12 protein-coding genes and 2 pseudogenes are annotated in these 15,019 nt (G+C 66.5%); 6 read left to right on the top strand and 8 right to left on the bottom strand.

What is annotated here, in order from left to right:
- The first annotated feature begins 53 nt into the window (after positions 1 to 53).
- Positions 54 to 617, top strand: coding sequence for a redoxin domain-containing protein (locus AC3DET_RS07945; protein ID WP_488391274.1), 564 nt, complete (start codon positions 54 to 56; stop codon positions 615 to 617).
- Positions 618 to 682: 65 nt separating this feature from the next.
- On the opposite strand, the gene AC3DET_RS07940 is transcribed toward AC3DET_RS07945, so the two are convergent.
- From AC3DET_RS07940 to AC3DET_RS07925, 4 genes are all read right to left on the bottom strand, one after another.
- A complete protein-coding gene (locus tag AC3DET_RS07940) occupies positions 683 to 1,120 on the bottom strand; it encodes a hypothetical protein (RefSeq protein ID WP_488391273.1) in 438 nt (145 codons plus the stop codon).
- A 31-nt stretch (positions 1,121 to 1,151) separates the two neighbouring features.
- Positions 1,152 to 3,881 (bottom strand): NHL domain-containing protein, encoded by a 2,730-nt coding sequence (locus tag AC3DET_RS07935; protein WP_488391272.1) that lies wholly within the window; start codon positions 3,879 to 3,881, stop codon positions 1,152 to 1,154.
- Between the two features lie 257 nt (positions 3,882 to 4,138).
- On the bottom strand, positions 4,139 to 4,522 hold the full coding sequence (locus AC3DET_RS07930; RefSeq protein ID WP_192201622.1) for a SpoIIAA family protein: 384 nt from the start codon (positions 4,520 to 4,522) through the stop codon (positions 4,139 to 4,141).
- Positions 4,523 to 4,590: 68 nt separating this feature from the next.
- On the bottom strand, positions 4,591 to 5,349 hold the full coding sequence (locus AC3DET_RS07925; protein ID WP_488391271.1) for a sterol desaturase family protein: 759 nt from the start codon (positions 5,347 to 5,349) through the stop codon (positions 4,591 to 4,593).
- Between the two features lie 99 nt (positions 5,350 to 5,448).
- Here AC3DET_RS07925 and AC3DET_RS07920 point away from each other — a divergent pair, with 99 nt between their 5' ends.
- On the top strand, positions 5,449 to 6,486 hold the full coding sequence (locus AC3DET_RS07920; RefSeq protein ID WP_488391270.1) for a GlxA family transcriptional regulator: 1,038 nt from the start codon (positions 5,449 to 5,451) through the stop codon (positions 6,484 to 6,486).
- A 20-nt stretch (positions 6,487 to 6,506) separates the two neighbouring features.
- Here AC3DET_RS07920 and AC3DET_RS07915 read toward each other — a convergent pair whose 3' ends face one another.
- On the bottom strand, positions 6,507 to 7,181 hold the full coding sequence (locus tag AC3DET_RS07915; RefSeq protein ID WP_488391269.1) for a GNAT family N-acetyltransferase: 675 nt from the start codon (positions 7,179 to 7,181) through the stop codon (positions 6,507 to 6,509).
- A gap of 105 nt (positions 7,182 to 7,286) precedes the next feature.
- On the opposite strand from AC3DET_RS07915, the gene AC3DET_RS07910 reads away from it, so the two are divergent.
- Positions 7,287 to 8,387 carry a DUF1615 domain-containing protein gene (locus tag AC3DET_RS07910; RefSeq protein ID WP_488391268.1) on the top strand — a complete coding sequence of 367 codons (1,101 nt, stop codon included), beginning with the start codon at positions 7,287 to 7,289 and terminating at the stop codon, positions 8,385 to 8,387.
- A gap of 9 nt (positions 8,388 to 8,396) precedes the next feature.
- On the opposite strand, the gene AC3DET_RS07905 is transcribed toward AC3DET_RS07910, so the two are convergent.
- Positions 8,397 to 9,125, bottom strand: coding sequence for a hypothetical protein (locus AC3DET_RS07905; protein WP_337731194.1), 729 nt, complete (start codon positions 9,123 to 9,125; stop codon positions 8,397 to 8,399).
- 139 nt (positions 9,126 to 9,264) lie between these two features.
- Between AC3DET_RS07905 and AC3DET_RS07900 the strand changes: the two are divergent.
- Together AC3DET_RS07900 and AC3DET_RS07895 are read left to right on the top strand one after the other, a co-directional pair.
- Positions 9,265 to 9,618: pseudogene (locus AC3DET_RS07900) on the top strand (DUF1428 domain-containing protein); the annotation flags it as partial.
- Entirely contained in the window at positions 9,613 to 10,002 is a 390-nt protein-coding gene (locus AC3DET_RS07895) for a DUF1428 domain-containing protein (protein ID WP_337731904.1), read from the top strand. The pseudogene AC3DET_RS07900 and the gene AC3DET_RS07895, both read left to right, overlap by 6 nt.
- Here AC3DET_RS07895 and AC3DET_RS07890 read toward each other — a convergent pair.
- Positions 9,963 to 10,892, bottom strand: coding sequence for a TolB family protein (locus AC3DET_RS07890; RefSeq protein WP_446538708.1), 930 nt, complete (start codon positions 10,890 to 10,892; stop codon positions 9,963 to 9,965). The two genes, AC3DET_RS07895 and AC3DET_RS07890, sit on opposite strands and share 40 nt — an antisense overlap.
- 648 nt (positions 10,893 to 11,540) lie before the next feature.
- Between AC3DET_RS07890 and AC3DET_RS07885 the strand changes: the two genes are divergently transcribed.
- Positions 11,541 to 14,111 (top strand): TonB-dependent receptor plug domain-containing protein, encoded by a 2,571-nt coding sequence (locus AC3DET_RS07885; RefSeq protein WP_488391267.1) that lies wholly within the window; start codon positions 11,541 to 11,543, stop codon positions 14,109 to 14,111.
- An 87-nt stretch (positions 14,112 to 14,198) separates the two neighbouring features.
- Here AC3DET_RS07885 and AC3DET_RS07880 read toward each other — a convergent pair.
- Positions 14,199 to 15,011, bottom strand: a pseudogene (locus tag AC3DET_RS07880) (TIGR03915 family putative DNA repair protein); the annotation flags it as partial.
- Positions 15,012 to 15,019 lie beyond the last annotated feature (8 nt).

Below are 15,019 nucleotides of genomic sequence, written 5' to 3'. Positions count from 1 at the left end.
GTGACGGTCCGCTTCCCGGACCGTTCGCCGCCGCGCATCACGAGATCACCCCCATGACAACGCAAACCCGACCGGCGCCACCCTGGCAGGTGGACCGCTGGTTCAACACATCCGACGCCATCACCCTGGAATCCCTGCGCGGCAAGGTCGTCGTGCTGGAAGCCTTCCAGATGCTCTGCCCCGGCTGCGTGTCGCACGGCCTGCCGCAGGCCGCGCGCGTGCATGCCACGTTCCCCGACGACCAGGTCGCCGTGATCGGACTGCACACCGTGTTCGAACACCATGACGCGATGACGTCGGTGTCGCTGCAAGCCTTCCTGCGCGAATACCGCATCGGTTTCCCGGTCGGCGTGGACCGCCCCGGCACGCACGGGCCGATCCCCCAGACCATGCAGGCCTACGCGATGCGCGGCACGCCCACGCTCACCCTCATCGACGCACAGGGACGCATCCGCCACCAGCACTTCGGCCAGGTCAGCGACCTGGTGCTGGGCGCGCAGATCGCGGCGCTGGTGCATGAGGCGCAGGCGGAATCACGCGTCCCTCGAATGCCAACGCCTGAGCCGGCAACTGCCTGCGACACGCAGGGATGCAATGCGGACCCGCTGCACGCTTGATCCCGGGCACCAGATATCACCTGGATTGGGCCGCGCCGAGAAGCAGTTTCGGCTTGAATGAATTTCTAGTGCGCGCCTAGTGATCTCAACGTGTTGTGTGTTGCCATTGACAGAACTGCGATCAGGCACGAGTAAACAACTGCAACAGCCACGAAGAACTCCAAAAACAGAACCCGCTTGAATCGCCAGCTTGATACAAGAAACATCCACGATCGTTTGCGCGGAAAAGATTCAAGACGCTTGATGCGGCGCATAGTCGTGCGCGCCCAAGCTGAGCCACTAAAGGCATTATCGAAGAATTTCCAAGTATTTGCGGCTGCCGCGAGGAAAACGACCAATAACAAGCCAACTACGAGAGCCCAATAGCCGATGTTTGCGACGGCAAAGAGCGGACGCTTAATTAGCGAGAGGACGACGATACCGGCGGAGAACAGCAATGCCTGCGGTGTAAGATTCCGCAGGAACTCCAAGAACGCATCTCTGCCAGATCCGATAATGTGCATGTGCGTGCCAACACCCTCTTTCTGGTCTGAGTCAATGCTGCCTGTCGCAGATGGCCGCGCGGCCATAGCGCAGAGGGCGTGCCGGCACTGTCGGCCTGGTCGCGGCGCCGACCGTTGCCGGCGACCGCTCCACCCTGGCCTGAGAGGTGACGGATGTGGGCGCCTCATCCTCTTGCCACCCACTCAGCGCCCGATGAAACCGCGCCGCGACGTGGGCCGCCCTCGCGCGGAGGGCTTGCCACATGCGCTGGAATCGCACCTGCGGATGCACGATGCGCAGCCAGCGTGCGCCCCCTGCGCTGACGCGATCTTCATGTAGCCCGACGGGAGAAGCTTCACCTGCTGCCGGCCGGGGAAGTCCAGTGGATGCCCTGGCGTCCACCGCCAACGGCGCCGCTGGCGCATTGCCGCCATGCCCTGGCGGCAATAGCGGTTGTCCGCCATTGACGCGGATACCCCCCTGGCGCCCCGTACCGGTACGCACGTACACGCCACTGTTGCCTTCGCGCAGCACCAGGTCCAAGTGTCCGTCGCCGTTGACATCACCGAGCGCAATGGGGTTGAACACATCGTTGTAGGCCGTGCCTCCGGCATATCGGGCCTCGATCGTCAGCGCACGCGAGCGGCTCTGCTGGTAGTAGCCAACCGAGGCATTGTTGACATGAAGGACAACCAGGTCCTTCAAGCCATCGCGATCGATGTCGGCGATCAACAGATTGTCCGGCTCGGGTGCCGTGGCCAGTCTGACCGCGTGGAACTGACCGGCCAACGCCTGCTGGTAGAGGATATGTATGTCGGCATCCACCTTGACGCGATTGCGCGTGACGGCGATATCCAGCCAGCCATCGCCATTCAGATCGCCCAACGCCACGTTGGCCTTGCCGGTACCCGCCACCGGATGATGGAGGGCAGGCAGGAAGGCGTGCTGGCCATCATGGATGAGAAGTGCTGCACCACCTTCATCCGAACCCGACAAGGAGTAGCCGAGCGCGAGATCCGGCAGGCCATCTCCATTGAGATCGCCGGACGCCAGGCTGCCGAACGGGAACGACAACGCGATGAAATCACGCCGGAAAGCCTGCGGACCATTGCCCAGATAGATACTCAAGCCCGCTTGCGCACTGCCTGCGGCCTCCAGGCTTCGAGCAACCACATCCTTGATGCCATCACGATTGGCATCCATCACCAGCACTCTGTCTGCGGGCACACCATGGCTGCCACTGAACGACGTACGCCAGAACTGTCCGGTTCGGGATCCGGCGATCAACCCAATGCCGTCCCCCTGCGCCACCAGCACGTCGGTCACGCGATCACCGTCCATGTCGGCGACGGCGAGGCCGCCGCCATAGAAATCCGCGAGCGATGGCGGTCGGACGACAGCAGGAAAATCGACATAGACAGGAGCACCCAGCTTCCCTTCCGTGTTCTGCAGCATGATGCCCACGCGGCTCGGCACGTTGCTGCTCTGCTCGGTCGAAGCATCCTTCGACGTGGAGAAGGCGACATCATCCCGACCATCTCCGTTGAAGTCGCCCGTGACCATGTCCTTGTAGAAGTTGCTGTACCGGTTGACCTGTCCAAAGAAGGCGCCGATGCCGGGAGGCGGCTCCGGATGAGGGACAGAACCAAGTCGACGCACGCGGGAGTTGTACCGGTCCGCGATCAACAGGTTGCCTGCGGGATCCAGCGCGATGCCCGACGGTCCATAGAGCAGTGCCTGCGTGGCCGGACCACCATCGCCAGCAAAACCGGACGTCGTCTCCCTACGCCCATTGCGCGTATTCTGCGTCCCCGCGACATGGTGCATGCCACCTTCCGGCGTCACCATCTGAATCGTGTGGCTCGTCGAGATGTAGACATTCCCGCGACCATCAACCTCGACGCCCTGCACGCCACTCAGCAGGTTGCTGTTCGCCGCCGGGTCCGCACCGAACATGCCATTGCCGGCCAACGTCACGATGATCCCGTCCGGATCTACACGGCTGACGAAAAAGTTATGCACGATGTACACATCACCCCGCGCCGAGACGGCCAGGCCGAGAGGATTCGCGATCTCGGCCTGTGTCGCAGGCCCTCCCATGCCACCGTAACTGTTGGATCCTGTGCCAGCGATGGTGGTGAGGGTACCGGTGGGCGTCAGCTTGCGTACGCGGTTGTTGCCGAAGTCCGCGATATACACGTTCCCTGCGGCATCGACGTCCACATCTGTTGGATCACTCAACCTGGCCGCCACACCCGGCCCGCCATCGCCCCCATAGCCACGAATGCCCGTACCCGCGACTGTGGCAATGATCCCGTTCACCCCGACCCTGCGGATGCGGGAACCGGCGTGGTCCGCAATATAGAGATTGCCCGCCGCATCCACTGCGATGGCGACGGGCATCATGCCTGCCGCCGTAGCGAGGCCACCATCGCCGCTGTGGACCGTCGAGCCATTGCCCGCGACCGTGGTAATGATCCCGTGGGTGGATATCTTGCGTACGCGCGCGTGCCCGTAGTCGGCGATGTAGACGTTGCCGTACCCGTCCACGGCAACGTCCCTGGGTTGGTTCAGCGCCGCTTGAGCGGCCGGTCCGCCATCGCCCAGCGTCCCTCCGCCTCCGGCGATGGTCGCGATGGTGGGCGGGGTCGACGACGATGCCTGGGACAGCGCCAACAGCATACCTGTCAGCATCAGACCCTTGAGCCTGCGCCGCCATCCTCCACCCGGTGCAGACCCCTTTCCATGCACGGAACTCTTCCCGCGTCCTTGCAGATCCATGGCACCTCCGCTGTTTTGCGAACTATAGGCAGGTACCTGCGGCGGCGTCCATCCGCCCGCTGGCCGGTGGCCACCGGTAGTGGCGTTGGATGAGGCACAGGGGTTTCACGGCGCGTTCGCGCCCGTTGGGTTTGGATAGCACCATGCACCGTTCGGCCACCCCTGCCACCTTCCCGCTGATGCATCGCCTGGCCTTCATGGGCCTGGGGATGACCTTGGCGCTGATCGGTGGCGCGCTGTTCCCGTAACCCGGTTCCTCAGACCAGCGAAGGGTCCAGTTCCGCCGCCCAGGCCAGTGCAATCACCCGCTCCTCCGGCGCGAACGTCCGCATCTCGGTCTGCGGCATCAGGCGATCGACCACACCGGTCACCGCCACCAGCCATCGCTTGTCCGTCACTACCGCCGCCCGCGCGAAGCGCGCGTACTCCCCGCGCTTCGCCAACGCGTAGCGCAGATCCTTGCCGATCACGTCCACCGACAGTCCGTGCAGGTCGCTGATGTCGCCGAGTACGGCGATGCGCGGAAACTGCGCCAGGCGCATTTCGATATCGGCGATGCAGGCGTCATAGTCCTCGCCGGTCAATTGGTCGCTGAAGCGGTAGGCAGCCACGTGCGGTGGGCTGCTCAGGATCTCGATCATGCCGGGCACTCCGTCGAAGGGAGTGCCCGACCATACCCGTCGGCGCCCGCAGGCGCGTCAAGGACGCTTCACGAAACTGGATCGCGTGCCACGTCGCGCCCCATCATCATCTCGATGACCCGCGCGGAACCGCCTTCGTGGAAACCCGTCTGCGGGGCGAAGCCGCGCGGATTGTGGAAGGTGCCGAACAACAGATCGAACACCGGCAATTCGGAATAGTTCTGCCGATGCAGGCCGCGCGCGTGATGCCAGGAGTGCATCTCGGGGCGCTCGACGAACCAGCCCAGCCAGCGCGGCGTACGTACGTTGGCATGGGTCAGCATCGCCAGCAGCGTGGCCGCCAGCAGTGCAAACGTGGTCGCCTCCGCACTCAGCCCGACGACCAGCGTCAGCGCGAGACTGCCGACGGCGGTCCAGCCCAGCGTATCGAGCGGACTGAACCAGAACGTGCTGAACGTATCCAGCCGCTCCGCACTGTGATGCAGCTGGTGGCCGAAGCGCCACAGCACGTCGTTGGCATGCAATGCACGGTGCCACGCGTACGCGAGTGCCTGGTACACCAGCAGGCCGACCAGTCCACCGACCGGCCACGCGAGATGGCTCAGGTCGACCAGCTGCAGGGGCAGCAGGTACTGCGTCCACAGCATCGGCAGATAGGACGACAGCAGGAAGTAGAACACCGCCGCCAGCAGGCCCCGCGTGCGCCAGCGCGCGACGCGCGGGAGTACGCGCGCGGGGGCGATCGCCTCCCACAGCATCAGCACGGCATACATGCCGAAGAAGGCGAACGACAAGGGGTGAAGCAGGAGTTCGAGGGGCGATGGCATGACGGCAGCAGCTCTGTTCTACTACGGGGAGGCGGCACGATACGGGCCGCCACGCCCTGGCACCGCAGCCATTTCCGCCGCCAACCTGACATTTCCGTCATGCCGCGCCGCGATCCCCCCACCATCGCCCTGCTCGCCACCCACGGTGCCGCCGCGTCGGTGCTGTACGGCATGTACGACCTGTTCAATTCCGCTGGTCGCGACTGGCCGGCGATGATCGGGGAGCCACCGGGTGCTTCGGTGTTCCGTCCCATCGTGGTGGCCCGCGACACCACGCCCATTCCGGTCATCAACGGCATCGTGGTGACCCCGGAAGTCGCGATGCGCGACCTGCCCGCCCCGGATTTCATCTGCATCCCCGACCTGGCCATCTACCCGGGCGACATCGCCCTGCACGGCTACGAAGAGGAAGCCCACTGGCTGCGGGACTGCCATGCCCGCGGCAGCGTGATCGCCGCCGCCTGCACCGGCGCGATGCTGCTGGCGGAAACCGGCCTGCTCGACGGCAGCGATGCGACCACGCATTGGGCGTACTGCGACGCGATGGCCGAGCGGCACCCCCGCGTGAAGGTCCATCCGCAACGCGTGGTCGTCACCGCCGGACCGGACCAGCGCCTGGTGATGGGGGGCGGGGGTTCCAGCTGGCAGGACCTGTCGCTGTACCTGATCGCACGCGTGGCCGGCATCGAATGCGCCATGCAGACGGCGCGCGTGTTCCTGATCGACTGGCACCAGACCGGCCAGCAGCCTTTCGCCAACCTGGCGCGTACGCGTACCAATTCGGACACCGCGATCACCCGGTCGCAGGTGTGGATCGCGCAGCACTACGACACGTCGGCGCCCGTCGCGGGCATGTTGCAGGCCAGCGGCCTGGCCGAGCGCACGTTCGCGCGCCGGTTCCAGCAGGCGACGGGCCTGTCACCGCTCGAATATGTGCACACGCTGCGGCTGGAAGAAGCCAAGCAGCAGCTGGAAACCGGTGACGACGCCGTCGAAGCCATTGCGCAGGCCGTGGGCTACGAGGACGCGGCCTACTTCAGCCGCCTGTTCCGGCGCAAGGTCGGCCTGTCGCCCGCGCAGTACCGCCGGCGCTTCGGCGGTATGCGCCGCATGCTGCAGCAGGCGGGCGCACCCTAGCGCCCGCTGCGCATCCCTCCTCACGCGCGCCGCAACGACCAGAAGCCGATGTCGCGCCGCACGCGATAGCCAAGCTGCTCGTACAACTGCTTGGCCCGCGGATTTTCATGGCTGACATGCAGGAACGGCTGCATGCCACGCGCCAGCGTGTCGTTGGTCAGCCACACGGTCAGGCGACGCGCGTAGCCGCGGCCATTGAAGTCCGGGTGCGTGCAGATCGCGCTCATCTCGCGGGTGGCGTCGCTGCCCAGACGTTCCCCGATCATCGCGGCCAGCCGGCCCTGTTCGTAGATGCCGAAGTAACGTCCCATGTCCATCGTGCACGGCCTGAAGTAGTGCGGATACACCAGGGCCGTCAACGCCAGCACGTCGGCCCGCTGGGCTTCGCCCAACGGCATGATCTCCGGCCCGTCCACAGACGCCAGCGGCGCATCGCAGACCATCTGGGCCAGCGGCCGGAACGCCTGCAGCGCCCAGCCCGCCGGCATCGTGGGCGCGACGCCGAGCAGATAGACCGATTCGCCCGGCGCGACCAGGCGTTCGAAGGCATCGCCCACGCGGACCGCAGGGGACGCGACCCCGAGGAACGGCGCGTGGTCGGCGGGATACCGGGCTACCTCGCCCGCACGCAAGGCGATGTCGCGGTGGATCGAATCCAGCGCGGCCCAGAATGGATTGTCGAGTGTGTCGGTCATCGGCGGGCACGAGGTGCGGAACCGTGATTATCCATGCCGGACACGCAAGGTCATGACGCGGCGAACCATGGTGCATCCCACCGCCGCGCTACGTATGCTGCGCGCATGACGACCCCTGCCCTCCGCTTCCTGCTGCGCGTGCTCCCGATTGCGTCTGCGCTCCTTGTGGCGGCCTGCGCCACCGCACCGCCCACCCCTGTACGCCCGCCGGCCGACACGCGCAGCGAAATCGTGCGGCGCATGCCGGCCAAGGTCGCCGACCGCGAACGCTGGGCCGCCGACATCGAGACCGCGTTCGCGGCCCAGCGCATCGAGCCCAACAGCGAGAACATCTGCGCGGTGCTGGCGGTGACCGAACAGGAATCCGGCTATATCGCCAATCCGGCGGTCGCCAACCTGCCGAAGATCGCACGCGGCGAGATCGACCGTCGCGCGTCGGCCCTGCACGTACCGGGGTTCATGGTGGATGCCGCGCTCGCGTTGCGTTCACCCGACGGGCGCAGCTACGCCGAGCGGCTGCGCGCGGTACGCACGGAGCGCGACCTCAGCGACATCTACCAGGACATGATCGGCAGCGTGCCGCTGGGCAGACGGTTGTTCTCCGACTACAACCCGGTGCAGACCGGCGGGCCGATGCAGGTGGGCATTCCGTTTGCGGAATCGAACGCATCGGACTATCCGTATCCCGTCGAGGGCAGCATCCGCGACGAAGTATTCACCCGTCGCGGCGGCCTGTATTTCGGCATCGCCCACCTGCTGGGATACCAGACGCCGTACACGCGCAAGGTGCATCGCTTCGCCGACTACAACGCCGGCTGGTACGCCAGCCGGAATGCGGCATTCCAGAGCGCCGTCGGCATCGCGGCCGGGGTGCCGCTCACCCTGGACGGCGACCTGCTGAATCCCGGCGCACCGCTGGACACGCCGGGCCAGACCGAACGCGCGGTCCGCAGGTTGGCCGACGCGCTGCGGATGGACGATCGTGCGATCCGCGCCGCACTCCAGCGCGGCAACCGGCTCGACTTCGGCGATACCGATCTGTACGCGCGCGTGTATGCCCTGGCCGAGGCCCGCGCCGGCAAGCCGCTGCCGCGCGCGATGATCCCCGGCATCAAGCTGGAAAGCCCCAAGATCACCCGCGACCTCACCACCGCGTGGTTCGCCACGCGTGTGGACGAGCGCTACCGGCATTGCCTGCAGCGCTGAGCACGCGCGTCAGCCGGCCAGCCCGCCCCACCAGCGCGCGAACGCCTGCCACGGCTGCGTGCCCGGCACCACGTGCATCAGCACGAAGTTGACCACGAACACCAGCGTGACGAAACGGAACACGCCGCGGCCACGTGGGGCGCCACGTTCGCACCACATGAGCAGCCCGAGCACGGCGAAGGTCAGCGCATAGCCGACCCACGACGGATTGATGCGCACGCCTTCGGGCAACAGCGCCAGCACCAGGCGCGCCATCGCCGGATCGATCATCACCAGCGCCGTGGCCACCATGTAGCGTGCGTGCAGCGCGGAATCGCGACGATGGCGGATGGCCAGGCCCCAGAACAACGCCAGCATCACCGACGCCGCCGTGCCCAGATACAGCAGCATCGCCTGCAGGCCGAACATCTCCGGCGGTGCCGCGGCCATGCGCAGCTGCGACAGCCACAGCGCCGTCACCAGCACGCCCGGCATCACGCCGTACGAGAACTGCCCCACCTGCCGGTGGAGCGACATGCGCCGCGTCCGCACCAGCCAGGGCTGTACCAGCAGCATCGCCATCCATGCCAGCATGAGGCCGGCATGCAGGTGCGTGACCAGATCGGCCAGGCTCAACCGGCTGAAGTACGTCTTCCAGAATCCCGCCAGCACCAGTGCCGCCAGCGCCAGGATCCACGCCGCGCTGCCGATGCCCCATGGGCCAGCCCGGCGCGGCACCGCGCCCGTTGCAGAAACCATCACACCACCTTTGTCCGGATCGTGGCAGGTTGAACGCCCCGCCCGGCCGGTACCGGCCAGCCGTCTGTCGAATTCCGCCCGCCCCACTCGTCGCATCCATGAAGGCGCCATTCCGGCGTCGCATTCCCGGAGGTTTCCCATGCCTTACATCGATGGTTTCGTGGCCGCCGTGCCGACCGCCAACAAACAGAAGTTCATCGACCATGCCAACCATGGCGACCCCGTGTTCATCGAACAGGGCGCCACCCGTGTCATCGAGTGTTGGGGCGACGATGTGCCCGACGGCACCGTCACCGACTTCCGCAAGGCCGTGCAGGCGAAGGAAGACGAAAGCGTGGTGTTTTCGTGGATCGAGTGGCCCGACAAGCCCACCCGCGACGCCGGCATGAAGAAGATGATGGAAGACCCGCGCATGTCGCCGGAGAACAATCCGATGCCGTTCGACGGCAAGCGACTGATCTATGGCGGCTTCACCCCGGCACTGGAACTGGGCAGCCCGGATGCACCTTCGTCCTATGTCGACGGATTCATCCTTGCGGCACCCACGGCAAAGAAGGCCGCCTTCACCGATTACGCCAACACCTTCGACAGCATCTTCATGGGCTTCGGCGCCACCCGGATCATCGAAGGCTGGGGCGACGACGTGCCACGCGGCACGCAGACCGACTTCTTCCGTGCAGTGCAGGCGAAAGACGACGAAACCGTGGCGTTCTCGTGGGTGGAGTGGCCGGACAAGGCCACGCGCGATGCCGGCATGCAGAAGATGATGGAAGACCCGCGCATGGACCCGTCCAATCCGGACAATCCGCCGATGCCGTTCGACGGCCAGCGCATGGTCTATGGCGGATTCTCGCCGGTGGTCGAATTGCGCGGCTGACTTGCGCGCGCATCACCGCACGCCGGGGGCCATGCCAAGTCGGCCCCCGGCGCGAGATCGACCAGGAAGAACTCGCCCGATGCGTCGCCATCGGCCTGGGCGAACAGCAGCCGCCTTCCATCCGGCGACAGCAGCGGCCCCACCTGGAAGACATCATCGCGCGCCGGAACGCGGCCGCGTTCGCGCCACGCGTCGCCGTCGCGATCGTAGACATACAGGTGCGAGCGGGTGCCGCGGTTGGCGACCACCACCAGTACCCGGCCATCACGCGCGAGATCGGCCTCGTATTCATCGGCCGCCGTGTTGACCGGCGCCGGCAGCGGTGCCACATCCCAGCGACCGTCGGCACGCAGCGTGGCGATGTAAAGATCACGTCCGCCGATGCCTCCCGGCCGGTGCGATCCGAACAGCAGGCGGCCATCCGGCAGTGGCCGTGGCAGCAGTTCGGTCTGCGGCGAATTCACCGGCGCGGGCAGCCGCTCGGGTTCACCGAAGCGGCCGTCGGCGTGGCGCGGCACGCGCCAGATGTCCAGATCGTCCTTGTTCGCGCGGTCACTGGCGTAATACAGCCAGGTGCCATCGTGGCTGTAGGCGGGATCGGTTTCCAGCGCGTCGGCTGCGCCGGCGAAGGTCGGCTCGCGTGGCGCACGCCATCGCCCGCCTTCGCACCGCGACGACAGCAGGCGATAACGGTCGAACGACGGCGGTGCGCGGAAGAAGAACACCTCGCGACCATCCGGGGAGAACACGGGCGACGATTCATACTGGTCACTGCTCAGCGCAGGCGGCGTCCATCGCTGCGGGACAGGGATGGGGAGATTCCCGGGTTCGCCCGCCATGCCGCTGATGGCGAGACCGGAAAGCAGCAACAGACCCGTGGCACGCAACATGTCGGTTCCTCATCGCAGGGCTGGCGCGACGCTACGCGGCACGCTGCGCTGGGCGAAGCGAACATTCCGCAAGCCAGCCTTGAGCCCCGCTCAACATGCGACGCCGTCGATCCGCGCCGGCACGCGTCGCGATTCCTGCGGCCTGAAGTCGACGGCCCCACTCGATGATGTCCATGCAGACGCGGGCGAACCTGCATGGTGCGAAGGCTCGATCGCGAGTGCACGCATGCGGTGCATCGCGCGTCCCTGGCGGACTTCGACGTTTTCCACGCGCACGTATACGCATGCGCGCGGCGTCGCTGCACAACACTGGCGCAACGCGCACCGTTCGCGTGCACGGGACTGCGTGAAAAGCGTGCGAAGAGTGCAAAAAACGGAACGATGATTACTTTCGTTGTGCACCGCGCCATCGTGTGATCCATGCCTCGTTTCGAGCTGTTTGCTGCCGCCTAAGGTGCAGGCGGTAGCACGGCGATGACAGCAATGTGTAACGCCCACTACCCGGAGTGCGGGCGGTATCCGCGTGGCCGCTGACGGCACTCGCGCAAGAACAACTTCGACACCACACAGCACATTCAAGGGGCGCACCGCATGGGCAACAGAGAGAAGCCGCACGTACGTGTTTCGAGCACGCCATTGGCATCCGCAGTGAAATGGGCCCTCGCCGCCGCCACCCTGGTCGGCAGCAGCACCGCCGTCGCGCAGACGACGGAACCTTCACCCGCACCGGCGGCGACGCCGCCGGCAGAGGAAGCCACCACGCTCGACACCGTCTCGGTGCTGGGCAGTCGTGGCCAGCCGCGCACCGTCTCCTCCTCCGCCGTGCCGATCGACATCATCAGTGCCGAGGAGTTCCGCAACCAGGGCGCCACCGATGCGCTCGACCAGCTGCGCGTGCTGGTGCCTTCATTCAATGTCAGCACCATCCCGATCGATGACGCCGCCAGCCTGATCCGTCCCGCCAACCTGCGTGGCCTACCGCCGGACAACACGCTGGTGCTGGTCAACGGCAAGCGCTTCCATCGCTCCGCCGTGATCACCTTCCTGGGCCACGGCTTGTCCGATGGCTCGCAAGGCCCCGACCTCTCGGTGTTTCCGTCGCTGGCGCTGGAGCAGGTGGAAGTGCTGCGCGACGGCGCGGCCGCGCAATACGGCTCGGACGCCATCGCGGGCGTCGTGAACTTCGGGTTGAAGAAGATCAGCGAAGGCGGGGCTTTCGAAGCCTTCGCCGGCCAATACTACGAAGGCGATGGCTTCACCACCCAATACTCCGCGCAGATCGGCCTGCCGCTGACCGAGCGCGGCTACGCCACGCTGACCGCCGAATGGCGCCAGGCCGATGACACCTCGCGCAGCGTGCAGCGCAACGACGCCGCAGCGGCGATCGCGGCCGGCTATCCCGGCGTGCCGGTGCCGGCACAGATCTGGGGCTCGCCGAAGGTGGACGACGACCTCAAGTTCGTCGCCAACCTCGGCATCACCGGCGACAGCGTCGATGTCTACCTGTTCGGGAATTACGCGCAGCGCGAGGTCGATGGCGGCTTCTACTTCCGTGACCCCACCGCGCGCTCCGGCGTGTACTCCAACGACGGGGGCGAGACCCTGCTGATCGGCGACACCACGGGCGCTGGCGGCTGTCCGACCATCGCCCTGCGCGACGCGAACGGCAACCTCATCCCGTACAGCACGGTCAGCACCGCAGTGGCCGCGTTGCCGGCCAACTGCTTCACCTTCCTGTCCACGTTGCCCGGAGGCTTCACGCCGCGCTTCGGCGGCAGCCTGGAAGACATGTCCGTGGTCGGCGGCGTCAAGGGCACCTGGGGCAGCGCATGGCACTGGGATGTCAGCGCGACCTACGGCCGCAACGATATCGACTTCGTCATCTACAACACGGTCAACGCGTCGCTCGGCGCAGCGCAGCCCGCGGGCCTGCGCTTCAGTCCCGGCGGCAATACCCAGACCGAGAAGGGCGTGAACTTCGACGTCGGCCGCGACATCGAGACCTCGTTCACCGCCGAGGCCCTGCGCCTGTCCGCAGGTGCGGAATGGCGCGAGGAGAGTTTCGAGGTGAAGGCCGGTGACGATGCCTCCACCGGCATCGGCCCGCTGACCGAACAGGGTTTCGCACTGGGCTCGAACGGCTTCAACGGCTTCAGCCCGCGCACCGCAGGCGAATGGGATCGGCGCAACTGGGCGGTCTACCTGGACCTGGAGGCGCAGTTCACCGAACAGTTGCTGCTGGCCGCCGCCGTGCGCCACGAGGATTTCGACGACTTCGGCAGCACCACCAACGGCAAGCTGACCGCGCGCTTCGACGTGTCCGACACCTTCGCCCTGCGCGGCGCGTACAACACCGGCTTCCGTGCGCCCACCCCCGGCCAGGCCAACATCAGCCAGATCAGTACCGCGTTCAACGGCAGCGTGCTGGAGGACATCGCCACGCTGCCACCGACCAATCCCATCGCCATCCTGAAGGGCGCACGGGCGTTGACGCCGGAAGAGTCCAAGAACCTCTCGCTGGGCATGGTGTGGAGCAGCGGCGACTGGCTGGTCACCCTGGACGGCTACCGCATCGAGGTGGAAGACCGCATCGCCCTGAGCACCAGCTTCGCGCTGACGCCCGAGGAACGCGATGCGCTGGTGGCCTCCGGCAATCCGGAAGCGGCGTCGCTGAGTTCGGTGACCTACTTCGGCAACGCGTTCGACACCACCACCACCGGCGTGGACCTGGTCACCAGCGTGGAAACGGACCACTTTGGCGGCACGACCACCTACTCGCTCGCCGCCAACTGGAACAAGACCGAGGTGGACCGCTACGACCCCAACTTCATCAACGAAGCCCGCGTCTACAAGATCGAGGAATCGCTGCCGAAGACCAAGGGCTATTTCAGCATCAACCACAAGCGCGAGGTCTTCCACGCGAACCTGCGCCTGGGCTACTACGGCTCCTGGTACGAGGATCACCTGGACAGCGGCGCCATCAGCATCGACGACGGCGGCCTGCCGATCTACGAGGACAGCAAGGTGATCGTGGATGCCGAAGTGGGCTGGACGTTCCCCTCCGGCCTGTACGTCAACGTCGGTGCGCAGAACCTGTTCGACGAAACCCCGGACGACAACCCGTGGGGTGCGTCCGTGGCGGGCGCGGCCTATCCCGTGCACTCGCCCTACGGCTTCAACGGCGGTTTCTACTACGCACGCGTGGGCTGGAAGTTCTGACCGCGCGGACCGGTGCCCCGCACGGGGCACCGGTGGCGTGCCGCGCCAGGTGCGGCCGCGTGCCCGCGGTGCGCGCCTTCATTCGGACGGCGTCGCCCGGCCGGGAATGCGGCGGCGCGGTGCCTGTGCCTCGCGTTCGTCCATCTCGCGCACACGCCGGCCAGCCTCGCGGACGAGATCCGGCAGCAGGTGGGTCTCTGGCAGGTGTTTCCAGTATTTCTGCGGCATTTCCTGTCGCATCATCCGCGTGTTGAGGCGTGCGGGATTGAAGATGTTGGCGTAGTAGGTGCGCCACAGCGCATCCTCCGCATCGTCTGCCGGCGCATCGGATCGTTGCGCGCCCTCGCCCGCCCACAGCTGCGCGCCATCCCATTGCACGCTGCGATACGGCGTGAGGATGGCCCAGCGCATGCCGGCGAAGCGGCGCATGAAGAACGGTGCGACGCGATCGACGATGAAATGGTCCGGCTCGAACCAGGCGAGATAGTGGTTGTCCTCGCCGTCGACCTGGCGGAAGCGCACGAACGCCTTCATCTTGTGCGTGTCGCGCCGTACCGCCTGTGCCCAGCGCGTCGCGCGGTGCACGTCGGCGTCGGTGGCGCGGTCGAGCAGCGCGCGCTCACCGTTGCCGATGCGCCACAGCAGGCGGTACAGCAGCGCGTGCCGGCCGGCATCGCGATGGCACAGCACCGAGGCGGCGAACGCCATGAAGTCCGCCGGCACCGACAATCCCATCCGCTGCACCGGCTGGTCCATCACGGCTGCACTCCCCAGCAGTTCGCCCTGCGCATCGGCCTGCCATTCCACAGCGTCCGGTGGCAGCGCCGCTTCCCACGCATGCCGTGCCTGCACGCGCCAGGCGTCCAGATCCCACGCAGGCGTCACCGTGGCACGGAACATTCCCGCGA

It is taken from the genome of Pseudoxanthomonas sp. 97-1-1, assembly GCF_057773125.1.
Note: the sequence above shows the minus strand (reverse complement) of the source record. Positions and strands in the feature narration are given on the sequence as shown.